Annotated in this window: 9 protein-coding genes; 8 read left to right on the forward strand and 1 reads right to left on the reverse strand. The window is 74.6% G+C overall.

The genetic code is table 11. The features are described 5' to 3' along the window. Positions 1-50: 50 nt before the first annotated feature. The 3 genes from ACG2DA_RS15495 (at position 51) to ACG2DA_RS15505 (ending at position 2,947) form a co-directional block, all read left to right on the forward strand. Positions 51-509 (forward strand): amidohydrolase, encoded by a 459-nt coding sequence (locus ACG2DA_RS15495; RefSeq protein ID WP_395256694.1) that lies wholly within the window; start codon positions 51-53, stop codon positions 507-509. Beyond that, the gene (locus tag ACG2DA_RS15500) at positions 506-1,519 is read left to right on the forward strand and encodes a hypothetical protein (protein WP_395256695.1); all 1,014 of its coding nucleotides are present in this window, start codon (positions 506-508) and stop codon (positions 1,517-1,519) included. The genes ACG2DA_RS15495 and ACG2DA_RS15500 overlap by 4 nt, the downstream gene beginning before the upstream one ends. 213 nt (positions 1,520-1,732) lie before the next feature. Continuing rightward, positions 1,733-2,947 carry a S1C family serine protease gene (locus ACG2DA_RS15505; RefSeq protein ID WP_395256696.1) on the forward strand — a complete coding sequence of 405 codons (1,215 nt, stop codon included), beginning with the start codon at positions 1,733-1,735 and terminating at the stop codon, positions 2,945-2,947. 6 nt (positions 2,948-2,953) lie between these two features. Here ACG2DA_RS15505 and ACG2DA_RS15510 read toward each other — a convergent pair whose 3' ends face one another. Next, complete coding sequence (locus ACG2DA_RS15510; RefSeq protein ID WP_395256697.1) at positions 2,954-4,411, reverse strand: hypothetical protein; 1,458 nt, start codon at positions 4,409-4,411, stop codon at positions 2,954-2,956. 297 nt (positions 4,412-4,708) lie between these two features. On the opposite strand from ACG2DA_RS15510, the gene ACG2DA_RS15515 reads away from it, so the two are divergent. The 5 genes from ACG2DA_RS15515 to ACG2DA_RS15535 form a co-directional block, all read left to right on the forward strand. Next, on the forward strand, positions 4,709-5,815 hold the full coding sequence (locus ACG2DA_RS15515) for an AAA family ATPase (RefSeq protein WP_395256698.1): 1,107 nt from the start codon (positions 4,709-4,711) through the stop codon (positions 5,813-5,815). Positions 5,816-5,923: 108 nt separating this feature from the next. Further along, a complete protein-coding gene (locus tag ACG2DA_RS15520) occupies positions 5,924-6,820 on the forward strand; it encodes a DUF58 domain-containing protein (RefSeq protein WP_395256699.1) in 897 nt (298 codons plus the stop codon). An 88-nt stretch (positions 6,821-6,908) separates the two neighbouring features. Beyond that, a complete protein-coding gene (locus ACG2DA_RS15525; protein ID WP_395256700.1) occupies positions 6,909-9,239 on the forward strand; it encodes a BatA domain-containing protein in 2,331 nt (776 codons plus the stop codon). Beyond that, positions 9,236-11,821, forward strand: coding sequence for a hypothetical protein (locus tag ACG2DA_RS15530; protein ID WP_395256701.1), 2,586 nt, complete (start codon positions 9,236-9,238; stop codon positions 11,819-11,821). Before ACG2DA_RS15525 ends, ACG2DA_RS15530 begins: the two co-directional genes overlap by 4 nt. 52 nt (positions 11,822-11,873) lie before the next feature. Further along, positions 11,874-17,701: hypothetical protein (locus ACG2DA_RS15535; protein WP_395256702.1), on the forward strand; the 5,828-nt coding region annotated here is incomplete at its 3' end.

Consider the following 17,701-nt stretch of genomic DNA (forward strand, 5'->3'; position numbering starts at 1 on the left):
CCCGCGGGGCCTCGGCGTTACGGCGGGGGCTCGGGCGTTACACTCGGGGCATGAGCGAGGAACGAACCGAAGAACTGACGGACGAACAGATCGTCGCCCGGGTGACGGACCTGCTGGCGCACCTGTGGATGGTGCGGACGTTCGTGAAGCACTCCGAGGAGGCGGAGGAGTACGAGGATCTGCTGGAGCTGCCGCGGGCGGCCTTCGACGTGGCCCGGGCGGTGGAAACGCGGCTTGACGACGTGCCGGCCCTGCGACGTATGCTCGCCAAGAAGGTGCCGAAGTTGCGGCGGGCCGCCGATGAGTTTCGGGTCAACGCCGCCGCCGCCAGCACGCACACCAACTGGCAACAGGCGGTGATCAGCCTCGACGCGGTCGTCGCCGGGCTCGCGGCGCTGCGGCCGCCCCAGGTCGCCCCGCCGGCCTCGCCCCGGTTGCCGACCGCCCAGCCGCCGGCCTCGCCGCTTCCCGCCTCCCCCCGTCCGTCTTCGCCCCGCCCCGCCTCGTGACCCCCGCCCCGCCCAGCGCTCGCGGACGGGACGACAGTTACGAGTACGAGGACGACCGTTACCGGGACGAGGAGCACGACGACGGGTCGGTGGCGACGTTCGCCCCCGCCCTGCCCCGGCTCCCCCGCCGGCGGAGCGTTCCGGCGAACCGCGACCTGCCCCGAAGCGCTCCGCCCCGCAGCGCCCCCCCGCGGAGCGCCCCGCCCCCCGAGCCTGACCCGCCCGCGCCCCCGCGGCCATCCTCACCGCTGGCCGAGTTGTTTGCGGAGGAGGAGGAAGAAGAAGCGGAGAGGGCCGCCGCCCGGCCGGCCCGCCGCTGGGGGAACGACCGTCCGACCGCCGAGCCGCCCCGCCCGGCGCCCGCCCCGGCGCCCACGCCCGCCCCCGCCGTGACGGTGCGGGAGGAGCCGCGGGAGGACGCCGACGAGCCGGAGGTCGCCGCGGAACCGATTTGGGTCGGCGTGGCCCGGGGCGTGGCGGCGACGCTCGCCGCCGGCGCCCTGACCGGGGCGGCGTTGATCCTCAAGGGAGCCCCCGCCGGCCCGATGTGGTTGGGGGCGTTCGCCCCGCTGCCGGACGCGGCGCTGGCGCCGCTGCTGGCCTTCTGCGGCACGGGGCTGGGGCTGTTCGCGGCGAGGTCGAACCTGCCGACGCCCCCGCGGTGGGGGGCGACGCTCGCCGCCGCCGCGGCCGCCGGCGGGGCGCTGAAGGTCGCGATCGCCGGCGGACTGGCGGACGGGTTCGGGCCGTCGCTCGCCTGGCACCTCGTCATCTGTGCCAGCCTGATCCTCGCCGCGACCCGCTGGAGCCCCGGAACCGCGACGGCGCGGGCCGGACGGTTGGCGCCGCTGATCGGGTTGCTGGTGTGCGGACTGACCTTCCCCCTCGCCGACGGGGCGCTGGCCGAGATCCCCGCGGAGCAGCGCGGCCCGGCCGCCGCCGCCCGAGCGATCGCCGGCTGGTGGGGCGACGCCCTCCCGTTCGACAGGCCGACGGACGAGGCGTCGTAGCACGCCCCGGGGGCATGCGTCGCTTGCGGCTCTGCAGGGTCCGAGGGTTCTCCGCCCCCGCGAAACCGCAAGCGGGGAGCCAGCATGCGTCCCTCAGCCCTGTTGGCTGCAAGAACAGTCCGTAGCGACGTCGCGGACGCGACATTCGCCTCGTCTCCCCCGGCGGCGGATCGTTAGGCTGCGGGCCCTCCGGGTCCCCCACGAGTTGCGTTGATGCGTCTCCCCGACGGCTTTCGTTCCCTCACTGGTTGTTTGCTCTCCGCCCTGCTGGCCAGCGGGGCGACCGCCTGGCTGATCGACGGGCGGCCGCAGTCCGCCAGCGCCGAGCCCGTCCCCGTGCAGTCCGGGCTCTCCGCCCCGCAGTTGCCGGCCCCGGACCCCCAGCCGGCCCCGGCGGTGGACGCCTCCGTGCCGGCCCCGACCGCCGGCCCGGCGCCGCTGACGCCGGAGGAGGCCGTTCGGGTGCGGGTCTACGAAGCCGCCAACCGCGGGGTGGTCAACATCACCGCCCACAGCACCTCCCGGGAAAACCTGTTCCGGGTCGAACTGGAAAGCGAGGGCCGGGGCAGCGGTTCGATCCTCGACCGCCGCGGACACGTGCTGACGAACCTGCACGTTGTGGAGGGGGCCGACCGGATTGAGGTCCGGCTGTTCGACGGCGAAAGCTACGACGCCGTCCTCGTCGGCGGCGATCCGGTCGGGGACGTGGCCGTGTTGAAGATGATCGACGCCCCCTCCGAGGACCTCTACCCGATCCCGCTGGCCGACAGCCGCGACCTGCGGGTGGGCCAGAGCGTGTTCGCCATCGGCAACCCGTTCGGGCTGGAGCGGACGATGTCCGCGGGGATCATCTCCAGTTTGAACCGGGACCTGCCGATCCGCGGGGCCCGCACGGTACGGGGCATCATTCAGACCGACGCCGCCGTGAACCCGGGCAACAGCGGCGGTCCGCTGCTGGACGGCCGCGGCGCCCTGATCGGGGTGAACACCGCGATCGCCAGCACCAGCGGGCAGAGCGCCGGGGTGAGCTTCGCGATCCCCGGCGGGTTGGTGCGGCGGGTCGTGCCGCAGCTGATCCGCTACGGCCGGGTGATCCGGCCGGAGGTGGGCATCGCGCAGGTGTTCGAGGTGCCGGACGGGCTGCAGATCGCCAAGCTGGTGCCCGGCGGCCCGGCGGAGCGGGCCGGCCTGCGGGGGCCGCTGATCGTGCAGGAACGCCTCGGCCCGATGGTGCGGACCCGGATCGACCGCAGCGTCGCCGACGTGATCGTCGCCCTGGACGGCAACCCGGTGCGGACGGCGGACGCCTTTTTGGGGGACATCGAGGCGAAGCGGCCCGGCGACACCGTCACCCTGACCGTCCGCCGCGGCGAGGAGCTCGTCCGGGTCCCGCTGCGACTGGGCGGGGAGCCCCGCGACGCGGAGTGAACGCCGTCAGCCCCGCACGGCTTGGTCGCGGATGCCGAGGCGGCGTTCAACGAGCTGTTCCAGCGTTTCCAGCGCCTCTCGGTCCGGGATTTGACCGAACAGCGCAAGGTTCGCGCCGTGGTCCGCTAAGGCCAGCAGGGTCCAGTGCGTCTCGCCGCGCCAGCCGCGGAAGACGTCCTCTTTGCGAACGACCAGCTGCGTGACCCGGGCGGTCGGCAGCACGGCCGGCCAAGCCCACGGGAGCGGGCCCTGGACGACGCGGAACTCTTCCCGGGTGACGGTCAGGGTCGTGCGGTTCCACCGGTAGCACAGCCCGACGTAGCCGGCCCACGCCGTCCCCCCGGCGGCCGCCGCCGTCAGCAATAACCAGAACAGGTCGAACTCCGTCCAATTGGCGACGACTCCGCCGAGCGCCGCGAACGCCCCCGCCGCCAGCGCGACGCGCAGCAGGAACGTTGCGACCTCCCGCGGCCAGGCGGCGGAGAAGGTCGTCGCGTCGCCCTCCTGCCGGACCGCGAACGTCGCCCGAAGCCGCGCCCGGTCGGGCGTCCGAGCCGGTCTCAGCGCCAGCACCCGTTGCACCTCCGTCGGGATCGGCGCCGTCGCGGAGCAAAACCGACAGGTCGTCTCCGCGCGTTCCGGCGGCGGATCGAGCGTCCCGCCGCACTGCGGGCAACTCAGCGTGACCGCGGGGAGGGCCTCCGCCGAGTCGACCGAGTCGACCGGGGCGACCCGGGCCGGCGTCGGACAGGTGGGGGCGGCCCGTTCGGGGCGAACGGCCCGGTCGAGGTGCGCGTCCAGAAGGCGTTTCACCGCGGCGGGGGTGCTTCGCCGGCTCTCGTCGGCGATCAGCCGGACCCATTTTCCGTCTTGGCGAACGGCGTGCAGCTCCCAGGTGACGCGTTGTCCGCCGTTGCCGTCGCTGCGTACCTTTCGCCAGACCCGCAGCTCGTCCAATTCCGAGAGCGGCACGCGGCGGGAGAGGCGCCGCGGAATCGGTCCGTGCCAGACGCGGAGGGTTCCGTCGTGCACCGCGATCTCCGTGCGGTTCAGCGCCAGCGCCAGTCCCCGGTGCAGGGCGAGCAGGAAGATCCCGCTTAAGCCCAGCCCGAACAGCGATTCGCCCCGCAGCTCAAACGGCCCGTCCTCCCGCGTCAACGGCAGGGCGAAGAACAGCGCCGCGGCCCCGACGAGTACGGCCACCGTCAACACGGCAGCCCCGGCGAGCCGGTTCCACCGCCAACTGACCAGCAGGCTCGGCCCGTTCAGATCGATCGTGAACTTGGCGAGGTCGACCCCGTGCAGCCGCTTCAGATCGCCCCGTTGACCGATCCGCACGGGAGCGTCGCGGTCGGTGGTCACGGCGACCGCCCCGCACGCCGGACAACGGAACTCGACGCCGTGTTCGTCGTGCGGCACGACGCGCGCCCCGCACTCGGTGCAACGGAGGGTGCGTTCGGCCATCGGAGCAGCGGGGCGAGCAGACGAAAGGCCGCGGAGGATAGGGCCCAACGCCCCCGCCGCGAAGCGGGCCCCCCCTCGCGATCGCCGGCCCGCTGCGCCGTCTCGCGGCGGGCGACCGCCGGGCCGCCGGGGCCAGCGTTTTTCGGCTCGGGGAGAGAAAACGGCGAACGCGGGCGCGGTTGGTCGGGTTAGGCGGAGGCGGGCGCGAGCGTTTCCAACGGAGACCGCTTATGCTCGCCGCCCCGCCCGGCGGGCGCCGCTCCGCCGCCCCCGCTCCCCGTCGCCCCGCCCCCCGCGATGACCGATCCTGACGTGACGTTCGCTTCGGCCGAGTCGGGCGGGCCGAATTCCGGCGGACCGGATCTCGGCGAGGGCGACGAGGCCCGGGCCGCTCGTCTGGTCGAGATCTGCGCCGCCGTGCGGGAGCAGGTGGGCAAGGTCGTCGTCGGGCAGCAGGAGGTCGTCGAACAGCTGCTCATCGCCATCCTCGCCCGCGGGCACTGCCTGCTGGAGGGCGTCCCCGGGTTGGCGAAGACCCTCACGGTGCGGTCGCTGGCCCAGGCGATGCACCTGGAGTTCCGCCGCATCCAGTTCACCCCGGACCTGATGCCCGCGGATATCACCGGCACAGACCTTATCCAGGAGGACCGCAACACCGGCGCCCGCGACCTGGTGTTCGACCGCGGCCCGATCTTCACCCAGATGCTGCTGGCGGACGAGATCAACCGGACCCCGCCCAAAACCCAGGCGGCCCTGCTGGAGGCGATGCAGGAACACGAGGTGACCGTCGGCGGGACGACCTATCGGCTGGAAGAACCGTTCTTCGTGCTGGCCACGCAGAACCCGATCGAGCAGGAGGGCACCTACCCCCTGCCGGAAGCCCAGCGGGACCGGTTCCTGTTCAACGTGATCGTGGACTACCCCAGCCGCGACGAGGAGGGGGACATCCTCGACCGGACCACCAGCACGCTGGCGGCGGAGATCGAGCCGGTGGTCAGCGGGGAGGAGATCGTCGCCTGCCAGAGCACCGTCCGCCGGGTGCCGCTGCCGGACAACGTGAAGCAGCTCGTGCTGGACCTGGTGCGGTCCGCCCGGCCGAAGGACCCGCACGCCGCCCCGTGGGTGCGGGAGATGATCGACTGGGGCCCCGGTCCGCGGGCCTGCCAGCAACTCGTATTGGCCGGCAAGGCCCGGGCGCTGCTGCGGGGCCGGCACCACGTCGCCCGGGAGGACGTGCTGGCCCTCGCCGCCCCGGTGCTGCGGCACCGCATCGTGCCCACCTTCAACGCCGAAGCCGACGGCGTGACCGTGGACGACCTCGTCCATCGCCTGATCGACTCCCTGCCCGGCGGCACGGGCCGGGAGAAGCGGGTGCTCCCCAAGAAACCCGCCCGGGCCGCGTAGGGTCCGCTCCGCGGACCGCCTTCGCACTGCTCCCGATCCCCGCCCCCGACTCCCGCCCCCGTTCGTCCGTCACCCTGCACGGTCCGCGGAGCGGACCCTACGAATCCCGTGGCCGAACTCCTTCCCGCCAACGCCCCGGCGACGCTGGGGAACCTTCAACTGCTCGCCAAGCAGGTCGTCGAGGGGTTCCGCAGCGGGTTGCACAAGAGCCCCCACAAGGGCTTCAGCGTGGAGTTCAAGGAGCACCGCAGCTACGTCCCCGGCGACGATCCGCGGACGATCGACTGGAAGCTGTACGGCAAGACCGACCGGCTGTTCATCCGGGAGCACGAGCAGGAAACCAACCTGCGGGCCACGTTGCTGGTCGATTGCAGCGGGTCGATGGCCTACGGCGGGACCCGGGCCCACGGGCTGACCAAGCACGGCTATGCCGTGCGGTGCGCCGCGGCGCTGGCCCACCTGATGATCCGTCAGCAGGACGGCTGCGGGCTGGTCACCTTCGACACCAAGGTCCGCAAGTTCATCCCCCCGCGGGTGCGGCCCAAACACCTCACCGCGATCCTGACCGAACTCGCCGGGACGAAGACCGGCGGGGAGACGGACCTCGGCGACGTCTTCCACCGCATGGCCGCCAAGCTGCCGCGGCGGGGGCTGCTGATCGTCTTCAGCGATCTGTTCGGCGACGTGGAACGGCTGATCCCCGCCCTCGCCCACCTGCGGCACGGCGGGCACGAGGTGATCGTGTTCCAGATCCTCGACCCGGACGAACTCGACTTCCCCTTCGACCGCCGCACCCGGTTCCGCAACCTCGAAGATCGCGCCGACCACCACACGGTCGACCCGGCCCAGGTGCGGCGGGCCTACATGGAACGCCTGCACGTCTTCCGCGAGGAGCTGAAGAACGGCTGCGGCCGCCAACGGATCGGGCTGGTCCCCCTGACCACCGACCGCCCCTACGCGGAGGCCCTTGGGCATTACCTCGCCATGCGGAGGCGGGGGCGATGAAGACAGGGCTTCGTTTTTCCTCCACCCGTAACGCAGAGGCCCTGCAGGGCCTCTGCGTTAGAGATCGCGCGGACGGGGGGACGACCCGATGACGTTCCTCAACGCGGCCCTCGCCTTCGGGGCGCTGGCCTTCACGGTGCCGCTGATCATCCACCTGCTGAACCGCAGTCGGTTCAAGACGGTCGACTGGGGGGCGATGCACCTGCTCGCGGAGGTCGTCCGCACGAACCAGCGGCGGTTCCGGCTCGATCAACTGATTTTGTTGCTCGTCCGCTGCGCGATCCCCGTGCTGCTGGCCTTCTGCCTGGCCCGGCCCGTGTGGACGGGCAGCGACGGCGCCGCCGGCGACGGGCCGGTGTCGCTGGCAATCGTGCTGGACGACAGCCAGTCGATGGGCGCCCCGCGGGACGGCGGGCCCGGCGGGGAGACCCGCTTCGACGCCGCGGTGGAGGCGGTGCAGAACCTCGTGGCGGGCGCCGGGAAGGGCAGCGACTTCGCCGTGATCCGGGCCGGCGGGCCGCCGGTCGGGCTGACGGACGCCCCCACCTTCGACGCCGCCGCCCTGCGGGCCGCGCTGGAAACCGCCGAGCCGACCGCCGGCGTCGCCGACCTGCCGGCCGCCCTGGAACTGGCCCTCGGCACGCTGGCCGGGATGAGCCACGCCGACCGCGAACTGGTAGTGCTCAGCGACTTCCAAACCGGCCCCGGCCAGCCCGGCGGGCTGGCGACGGACGCCGCGGACGCCTTCCGCCGCCGCCTCGCCGATCTTGAACTGCCCCCCGCCGTCACCCTGCTGCCGGTCGCCGGGGAGAACGCGACCGCCGCGGCGGAGAACCTCTCCGTGGACGGCCTGGAAACGCCGGACCGCCCCGTCGGCGCCGGGCGGCCGGTGCGGCTGCGGGCGACGATCCGCAACCACGGCGTCGCCGATCAGACGGTGCGGGCGGCGCTGTTCGTGAACGGCGCCGAGGCCGGCGTGCAGTCCGTCACCGCCCCGGCCGGCGGCACGGTGGCGGCCCTGTTCGTCCACCCCTTCGCCGAGCCCGGCACGCACGCCGTCTCCGTCGCCGCGACGCCGATCAACCTCCCCGCCGGGGACGCCCTGCCGGGGGACGACGTCGGCCGGGCGACCGTCCGCGTGCTCGGCCGCCTGCCGGCCCTGCTGGTGGACGGCGCCCCCTCCCGCAAACCGCTGGCCGGCGAGACGGATTTCCTGTCGATCGCCCTGACGCCGCTCTCCTTCGGCTCCGCAACCGGCTTCGCCGGGGACCGGAACGACGGCCAGCCCGCGGACCTGATCGAAACCCGCACCGTGACCCGCGGGGAGTTCGAACCGGAGCTGCTGACCGGCCAACGGCTGGTCGTGCTGGCGAACGTCAAGGACCTCTCCGACGAACAACTCACGGCTCTCACCGAGTACGTCGCGGACGGCGGGTCGCTGCTGATCGCCGCCGGCGATCGGGTCGACCTGAACTGGCACCGCGAACGGCTGTACGCCGACGGCGCCGGCCTGCTGCCGCGGGCCTGGGGCGCGGTCGTCGGCGGGGACGAGGCCCCCTCCCGGGTGCTCGCCGAGCGGTTCGACCACCCGGCCCTCGAACCGTTCAACGCCCCCCCCGGTTCCTTGGAAAGCGGCGGGGACCTCACCGCCGCCGACGTGCGGCGCTGGATGACGGTGGAAGACCCGAAAGACGACGCCGACGGCGGCCGGGTGATCGCCCGGCTGGACACTGCCGACCCGCTGCTGATCGTCGAATCGTTCGGCCGCGGCACGGTGGTGCAGATGACGACGGCGCTCGACGCCGACTGGTCCGACCTGCCGCTGCGGCCCAGCTTCGTCCCGCTGATGCAAGGGCTGGCGGCGACCTTGGCGACCCGGCCGGCGCCGCCCTCGACGCTGCGGCCCGGGGAGCCGGCGGTGGCCCTCGTGCCCGCCGGGGTGGAGGCCGTCGCCGCCGACACCCCGGACGGCCGCCGCTACTCCGTCCGCGTGACGGAGGAACCGCTCGACGCCGGTTCCGAAGCGACGAACGACGACGCCGTCCGCCGGCTCGCCCGATTCGAGAACACCCGCCTGCCGGGCTTCTACGAGTTCAACTGGCCGAACCCCGACCCCGCCGGGTCGGCCCCGGATCTGATCAGCCCGGCCCGGTTCGCCGTCGCGGCCGACCCGCGGGAGTCGGTTCCCGGGACGCTGGACGCGGAGGCGCAGGCCGGGCTGGCGGACGCCCTCGGGGCGACGCTGGTCGCCACCGCGGAGGAGTACCGGGCCCGGGACGACCGCCGCCGGCACGGCTACGAACTGTGGCGCTGGCTGCTCGCCGGGCTGCTGGCGGCGTTGCTGGTGGAGATGGTTCTCCAGCAGTGGTTCAGCCGGCCCGCCACGATCCCGGCCGCGAACGGGGGGGAGACGCGATGAACGACCAGTTCGCCGACCAGTTCGCCGAACCGGAGATCGGCGGGACGGCTCTGCGGTTCGTGGGTCCGCTGCCGCTGTGGGCCGGGCTGTTGCTCGCCACGGTCGCCGCGGTGCTGGCTTGGCGGTTCTACCTGCGGGAGGCCGGGCACCTGTCGCGGGGGTTGCGGTGGGGGCTGCCGGCGCTGCGGTCGCTGACCTTCGCGCTGGGCATTTTGCTGCTGTGCGCCCCGGTGCTGACGCACACGACGGTGGAGGGCGAACTGGGCCGCGTCCGCGTGCTGGTGGACGGTTCCGAGAGCATGACCCGCCTCGACCGGCACCTGCCCGAGGCCCGCAAGGTGCGGCTCGCCGAGGCCCTGGGCCGCCTGCCCGAAGGCACGGCCGACCGCTACGACGCCACCCCGGCCGACGCCCGCCCCACCGGCGACCGGGCCGCCGCCAACGCCGCCGCGGCCGTGGACCCGCTGCCCCGCTGGCGCCGGGCCGACCTGCTGCTCGCCGAGGCCCCGACCGCGATCCTGCCGGAGTTGCGGCGGCGCCACGTCGTCTCCGTCCGCACCCTACAAGGCCCGACGCTCACCCCGCGCGACCTGCCGGTCGACGGGGCGGAGGAAGCCGAGGACGAGGCCGCCCCGCCGACGTTCGCCCCGACGACGGACCTCGCCACCCCGCTGGCGGACGGCGTCGGCCCGGCGGCCGGGGACGCCGCCCCCGCCGGGGGGGCCGCGAAGCGGGCGGCGGTGGTGCTGCTGACGGACGGCCGTCACAACGCCGGCCCCTCCCCCACGGAGGCCGCCCGGGCGCTGGGCGAGGCCGGCGTCGCCGTGTTCCCCGTCCTGTTCGGAGCGGAGGAGCCCGCCGCGGACCTCGCCGCCGTCTCCGTCGACGCCCCGGACCTGGTGTTCAAAACCGACACCGTCCGCGGCACGTTCACCCTCCGCGACACCGCCCCCCCCGGCTCCCGCTTCACCGCGGAAATCGTCTCCAAAGGGGACGGCGAGACCGGCGTCGGCGAGACGGTCGTCTGGCGGCGGGACCTCGCCACCACCGGCGCCGGCGACCGCAGGGTGCCGTTCGAGTTCGACGTGGAGCCGCTCACCGACGCCCTCACGGAGACAAACGACTCCCCGCCGGGAGTCCTAAGCGCGCGAAGAGAGTCCCGAAGCGTTGCGCGGTCCGTCGCGACGCTGGATCTGGAAGTCCGGCTCTCCCCGCTGCCGGGCGAGGCGGACGCGGAGAACAACGCCCGGCCGCTGCGGCTGGCCGCGAATCTCGTCCCCCGCAAGGCCCTGCTGCTGGACGGCCGTCCGCGGTGGGAGACCCGCTACCTTCGCAACGCCCTCTCCCGCGACCCGCGGTGGGAGGTGACGACCGTCGTCGTGCCCGCCGACGAACAAACCCTCCCCCGCGGCGAGGCCGGCACGACGAACGAAAACGGCGAGGGCGTGTTCCCCAGCACCCGGGCCGGGCTGCTGGGCTACGACCTGATCGTGTACGGCGAACTGCCGCCGTCCCTGCTGACCGCCGAGGAACAGGGTTGGCTGCGGGAGTTCGTCGGCGCCCGCGGCGGCGGCCTCGTCTTCGTCGACGGCCGCCGCGACGTGCTGAGCGAACTGCCCAGCCCCACCCTCACCGACCTGCTGCCCGTCACCCGGGGCGAACCGCTGCCCGAACCCACCGCCGCCCTGCGGCCGACCCCCGCCGGGACCGCCGGCGGGGCCCTCGGGATCACCGGGGACGAGTCGACCGACGAAACCTTCTGGGAGACCCTGCCGGCCCCGCAGACGCTGATCGCCGCCGAGGCCCTGCCCGGGGCGGAGGTCTGGCTCGAAGCCGTCGCCGAGGGCGGCTCCGAACCCGGCGGCGGCGGCGTGCATCCGGCGATCGTGGTGCGGCCGTTCGGCGGCGGGCGGGTGATGTACCTCGCCTTCGACGAAACCTGGCGCTGGCGCTACCGGGCCGCGGACCTCTACCACCAACGGCTCTGGAACCAGCTCGCCGGCGCCGTGATGCCCCGGCCGTACGCGGTACGGGACGAACTGCTCGCCCTGGACACCGGCGGCGTGCGGTACGCCCCGGGCGCCTCCGCCCCGGTGCGGGCGGAGTTGAGTCGGCCCGACGGCGGCCCGGCGACCGGCGTGCCGGTGGACGCCGTGCTGACCCGCGACGGCCGGGTCGTCGGCACGGTCCCGCTGACCGAGGACCCGGACGTGCCCGGCGCCTACCGCGGAGCGACCGGGCCGCTGGAGCCGGGCGAACATGAGGTCTCAATCCGCGCCGCCGGATTCGCCGCGGGGGCGCTGAAGGCCCGGACGAACTTCGTCGTCGAACCGCCCGTGACCGTCGAGGCCGCCGACACCGCCGCCGACCCGGCCCTGCTGACCGCCATGGCGGAGGCGTCCGGCGGGCGGATGCTGCGGGAGGAGGAGATCGGCCAACTCGCCGCCCTGCTCGCCCCGCTGTCGGACGGCCGGGTGATCGAATCGGAGACCCCGCTGTGGCAAAGCTACTGGTGGTTCTTCGCCGTGCTGATCCCGTTGACCCTCGAATGGATCCTCCGCAAACGCGCGGGGCTGCTGTGACCGGCTCGTTCCCCCGCCCCCGTCGTCCCCGTTCGCTCTGATCGGACCCGACATGAACCTCGCCCTCGATCCGGCCGTCGCCCGCAAGCTGGACGCCTACCGCCGCCGGCGGGGGCGGCTGACGGCGTTCCGGGCGCTGTGCGCGGGGATCACGGCCCTGCTGGTCGGCCTCGCCGCGGTGGCGCTGATCGACTGGTACTGGCTGCTGAGCGATTCGACCCGCTGGCTGCTGAGCGCCGCGGCCTATGGCGGGGCGGTCCTCGCCGCGGGGCTGGCGCTGGTCGGGCGGACGGGCCGGCTGAGCCGCCGGGAACAGGTCGCCGCGGCGATCGAGGACGCCGACCCCTCCGTGCGGGAACGGCTGCTGTCCGCGGTGGAACTGGCCGCGGACGACCCGGAGTCCGTCCACGACTCCCCCGCCTTCCGGGCCCTGTTGCAGGGGGAGGTCGCCCGACTGATGGCGAACGTTCGCCCGGCGAAACTGCTGCCGTATCGACTGGTCGCCGGCTGGGCGGCGGCGGCGCTGATCGTGATCGGCCTGACCGCCGCGGCCGCCGCGACCGGCGGGCCGCGGGTCCTGCACCTGCTCCACCGGGCCGCGCTGCCGGGGGCGAACCTGGCCCGCGTCTCCCGCGTGCAGGTGGAAATCCTCGACCCCTCCCCGCCCTCCCGCACGCTGCCGGCGGGGGACACGGTGGCGATCGTCGTCGCAATCACCGGCGCCGATTCTCTGGGCGGGGGGGTGAGCGACGCCACGCTGGAAACCGCCGCCGGCGACGGCGAACCGCGGAGGCTCCCCCTCCGCCCGACATCGGGTGACGAGTGGGCCGTCAACCTGCCCTTGGGCGAGGAGGACGTGACCTACCGCGTGCTCGCCGGGGACGCGATCACCAAGCGCTACACGCTGACGGTGCGGCCGCGGCCGCGGGTCACGGCGTTCGGCAAGACCGTCGCCTTCCCGGACTACGCCGCCCTGCCCCCGCAAACGGTGACCGAGGAGCACGGCGACCTGTTCGCGCTGGCCGGTTCGACGGTGGAGCTGACGCTCGAACCGGATCAGCCGGTCGATAAGGCGGAACTGCGGCTCGCCCCCGCCGACCCCGACGCCCCGGAGCAGACCCTCCCGCTGACTTCCGCCGAGGGGGACGACGGCGTGGTGCGGTGGTCCGCGACCCTGCCGATGGAGGCCCCCGGCACCTACCGGGTGCACCTCGTCAGCGCGGAGACCGGGTTCGACAACCCGTTCGCCCCGCGGAGCGAAATCCGCCCGCTGGCCGACGCCCCGCCCACCGTGGCGTTCACCCAACTCCCCGAGAACGCCGCCGCGGGGCTGCTGCTTCCGCCGGACGATCTGTTGGACCTCGCCGCCCGCGCCGCGGACGACCTGCCGCTGGACCGGGTCGAACAGTGGGTGTCGATCAACGGCGGGGAGTGGACGGCGACGCCGCTCGCCTTCGAGCCGGCCACGGACGCCGCGGCGAACGCCGCCGCGGTCCGCGGGCCGATCGACGCCGGCGGCCGGGAGCTGACCGCCGAATGGCGCTGGGACCTGCTGCCGCTCGAATTGACCACCGGCGACGAGGTCCGCACCAAGCTGGTCGCCACCGACCGCAAGGGGCAGACCGGGCAGAGCGCCGTGCTGCGCGTGCTGATCGCCGGGGAGGACTTCGACCCGCTGCGGCACGCCGCAGCCGAGCGGACGCTGCTGTTGGTCGATCAGGTGGCCGCCTTCGCCGCCGCGGTCAAGGAGCAGCGGGACCTGGCCGAGGCCGCCATGGAGCGCCAGAAACAGGCCGGCACCGCCCAGACCGACGAGGCCCGGGCGGCGAGGGCGGAGGAGTACGCGGTGATTCAGGACCTCCGCGGCCGGCGGCGGGACGCCGCGGCGGCGCTGACGGCCACGATCGCCGCCGCCCTGCCCGGCCAGACCGCCGGGGCGGACGCGTTGGAGTGGGAACTGCTGGGCCGGTTCGTCTCCCGCATCGGCCTGGAGCCGGCCGCCGACCCGCTCGTCCAGCAGGAGTTGGGCGAGTCGCCGGATCAGATCCGCGACGCGATCAACCGGGACTTCAAGGAGGCCGACGAGCAGGCCGTCTACGCGGAGAAGTTCGCCCGCCGGTTCGCCACGCACGGCTTCTTGGCCGCGGTCGCCGCGGACCTCGCCGCCGTGTATCGGCAGCAGGACCGGGTGGCGAACCTGGAGGAGATCTCCTGGGACCGTCTGGCCCGGCAGGAGGCGGTCGTCGCCGGGCGGCTGGAGGCGATCGAGGAGTTCGCCCGCCGCCACCGCGACCGGGTGGACGACAAGCGCCAGCGGGAGGTGGACGGCCTGATCAAGGCGACCGACGAGTTGCGCGCCAAACTGGATGACGCCGCCGCCCGCGGCGAGACGGACGCGGACGACGACGGTCGGCCCAGCGAGGAGGCCCTCCGCAAGTTCCGCGAGACCGCCCGCAGCGTGCGGGACGACCTGGGCTGGCGGAAGAAGCCCAATTCGCTCCACAACCTGCCGAACGAACTCCGCAGCGCCTGGAAGTACCTCTGGGAGCACACCGGCGACCTGCCGGACGAGTTCGAGAAGGCCGCCGACGTGCGGGCGAAGATCGAGCGAGCGACCGAAAAGCGGGCCGCCGCCGAGGACAGCGCCGAGGCGGACCGGCTGGCCGAGGAGGTCGCCCGGCTCGCCGCGGACAAACACGCGGCGCTGGCGCCGGATATCGCCCGGCTGCGGGACGTCCGCACGTTGCAGAAGGCCCGGCCGGACGCGGACACGACGTTCGCCGCCGACGCCGGCCTCGCCGCCCGGGCCGTGGACGTCGTCGCCGAGGCCGCCGCCGCCGGCACGCTGATCGACCTCAAACCGATCGAGGACGAGGCGACGGAAGAGCCCGCCGCCGACGGGGAGCCGGCGCCGGCCGAGCCGGCGGGGCCGACGGCGGTCTCGCCCTCCTACGCCCTGGAAGAAATCGCCCCGGCGTTCCGGACGTTGCAGTCCGGCCACGAGCTGACCGCCGCCCGCCGGGCCGCGGAAACGCTGCGGGAGCGGGAACGCTGGGGCGCCCAGACGCCCGACGGGCTGTTCGATCACCCCCGCCAGTGGGACGCCCACGAGGCCCAGTTGGAGTACGCCCTGGACCGGCTCCGCAAGGCGAAGGCGCTGGGCGAGGGGAACGTGATCGAGCGGGGGATCAACGAGGCCCGCTGGTCGCCGGCCGCCCACCGGGCGGAGCCGCTGATCACGGAGCGCCGCTGGAAGGACGCCGGTCCGGTCGCCGCGGACGCGGAGCTGGCCGTCCTCGCCGCCGACCTGCGGGCGGTCGAGGCGCAGCTGGCCCCGACGATGGCGGAGGCCCGGGCCGTGCTGGCGAAGTACGCGCCCACGATCCCCGAGTTGGCCCGCGACGCCGCCGAGGCCGCCCGCCAGCGGGAGGAGGCCGCCGCCGAAGCCACGGAGGCGGCGGAGAACGACCAGACCGAGCCGGCCGCCGTTCGGGAGGCGGTCCGCGAACTGGCCCGGGAGCAGGCCGCCGCGGAGCGGGACCTCGCCGAACTGGCCGAGGCCTTCGCCGACGACGCCGACCGGCAGGATCTGCGGGACGCGGAGCAGCGGAACCGGGCGAAGGACGCCGACGCCGCCGTCGCCGCGGTGCAGGAACGGGCCGAGGCCGCCGAGCGGGCCCTCGCCGACGCCGCCCGGGCCGCCGCCGACGAGTCCGCCGCCCCCGAGGAGCGGGCCGAACCGCTCGCCGAAGCCGCCGAGCAGCAGGCCGCCACCGCGGAGGCGCTGGAGAAGGTCGCGGAGCACTTCGAGAACCTGGACGCCGAGGCGCCCCCCGAGGAGATCGCCGCCAGCCGGGAGGCCCTGCGGGAGCTGATCGAGGAGGAGGCCGCCGCGGAACTGGCGGAGCGGTTCGCCCCCTCCGAAGCCCTCGCCGAGGCCGCCGCGGGCGACCCGCAGGCCCTGTTGGCGCAGTTGGAGGCCGAATTAGCCGTGAACCCGGCGATGCGGGAGGCGCTGTCCGACATCGCCGCCGACGCCGCCGCCGACGCCCAGAACGCATTGGAGGAGTCCGTCGAACAGGAGCAGAGCATCCAGCGCGATCTGGACCGCTCCGACGAGGACTTCCAACAGCAGAAGGAGGCCGTCGCGGAGGACCTGCGGGAACTGGCCCAGGCGGCGGACCGGCTGTCGAACCGGGCCGCGAACACCGCCCGGCAGGCCGCCGAACGCGGTCGGGCGGAGAAGGCTGAGGAGAACTTGAACGAGGCCCGCGAGGCGCTGGCGGAGGCCAAGGCCGCCACGCAAAGCGCCACCGCCGATTCGCCCCTGCCGCAACTGGCCGAGGCCGCCCAGCAGGCCGACGAGGCGCTGGACCGGGCCGCCCGGGCCCTCGCCGCAGCCCGGGAGCAATCCGCCGCCGAGAAGGGGAACGAGGAGATTCACAAGGACGACAGGGACCGGAACCGCCGCCGCGAGGAGATGGAGCGGGACCGCCAGCGTCTGCGGGAGGCTCAGGAGCGCGACGCCCGCAGCGAGCAGAAGCGGGCCGAAGACGCCGAACGCCGGGCGGAGGACGCCCGCCGCCGAGCCGAGGACGCCTTCCGCAAGGCCGAGCGCGAAGCCAACGACGCGACGAATCAGGCCCAGCGGGCCCGGGACGAGGCGCAGAAGAACCCGGACGACGCCGGCCGCGCCCGACGGGCCGAGCAGGCCGCCGCCAAGGCGGAGCAGGCCCGGGAGAACGTCGCCCAGAAGGAGGCCGAAAAGCAGGCCGCCGAACAGGCCCGCGACGCCGCCAAGGCGGAGGTCGAAGCGGCGAAGCGGGCGACCGAGGAGGTCCGCAAACAGCCGAACCCGCGGCTGGACGCCCCCAATCCGGCCGCCGAACTCGCCGAGCAGCTTGCCGGCGAGGCGGAGCGGGACGCCAAAGCTCTCCAGGAGCAAGCCGCCCGGATCGCCGCCGCGGCGGACTTCAACAACGAGCTGGACGCCTCCGAGCCGGCGCTGGCCCAAGCCGAACAGCGGCAGCGGGGGGTGACCGAGCGGGTCGCCGCCGCCGCCGCCGACCTGGAGCGGGCGGCCCGGCACGAGGAACGGCTCGGCCAGCCGCAGAACGCCGAACCGCTGGCGAACGCCGCCCGGGCCGTGCAGGACCTGGCCGAGGGGGAATCGACCGCCGCCGAGCGGCAACTCGCCGACGCCGCCGCCCAGGCGCAGGCCGCCGAGCAGGCCGCGTCCGGCGAGCCGGCCGCCCCGAACGCCGGGGAGCAGCCCGCCGGCGAGCCCGATCCGCAGGCGGACGTCGCCGCCCGGGAGGCGGTCGGCGAGGCCGAGGCGGCGCTGGCGAACGAGGCCCAGGCCCTCGCCGAAACCGTCAAAACCCTGACCGGTGAGGGCGAACTCCCCGGCGAAGGCCAAACGCCTCCCGCCGGTCAGGCGCCTCCCGCCGGTCAAACGCCGGCCGGCGCCGAGGTGGCCGCGGCCGGTGAGCCGGCCGCCGAAGCGCCCGCCGGCTCGCCTCAAGCCGGGTCGCCTCAGAGCGGTTCGCAACCGCCGCCGCGGCCGCGGCTCACGCCGGAGGAGCAGGCCCGCGGACGGGATCTGGCCCGGCAACTGGACGCGATCGACCGGGCGATGAACGCCCCGCCGGCCCCGGCCCCCATGGGGGAAGCGGGCGAGGGCGAGGCGGTTCCCACGCCGGCGGACGCCGCCGCGGAGCTGTTCGCCGCCGCCGCCGCCGCCGAGTCGGCCGCGGTCTCCGCCGCCCGGGCCGCCCAGGCCGCCCCGCCGGCGCCCGGACTGCCGACGACCCCCGGGGAGCCGGCCTCCGGGGCCGCGGAGGGGAGGGGCGTCGCCGAGGGGAGCGGCGGCGCGGGCGG

This window comes from Alienimonas sp. DA493 (assembly GCF_043951915.1).
Taxonomy (GTDB): domain Bacteria; phylum Planctomycetota; class Planctomycetia; order Planctomycetales; family Planctomycetaceae; genus Alienimonas.

Coding starts and splice junctions, on each gene's coding strand:
- ACG2DA_RS15515 (WP_395256698.1), top strand. CDS start 4,709: ATGACCGATCCTGACGTGACGTTCGCTTCGGCCGAGTCGGGCGGGCCG.
- ACG2DA_RS15530 (WP_395256701.1), top strand. CDS start 9,236: ATGAACGACCAGTTCGCCGACCAGTTCGCCGAACCGGAGATCGGCGGG.
- ACG2DA_RS15525 (WP_395256700.1), top strand. CDS start 6,909: ATGACGTTCCTCAACGCGGCCCTCGCCTTCGGGGCGCTGGCCTTCACG.
- ACG2DA_RS15495 (WP_395256694.1), top strand. CDS start 51: ATGAGCGAGGAACGAACCGAAGAACTGACGGACGAACAGATCGTCGCC.
- ACG2DA_RS15505 (WP_395256696.1), top strand. CDS start 1,733: ATGCGTCTCCCCGACGGCTTTCGTTCCCTCACTGGTTGTTTGCTCTCC.
- ACG2DA_RS15510 (WP_395256697.1), bottom strand. CDS start 4,411: ATGGCCGAACGCACCCTCCGTTGCACCGAGTGCGGGGCGCGCGTCGTG.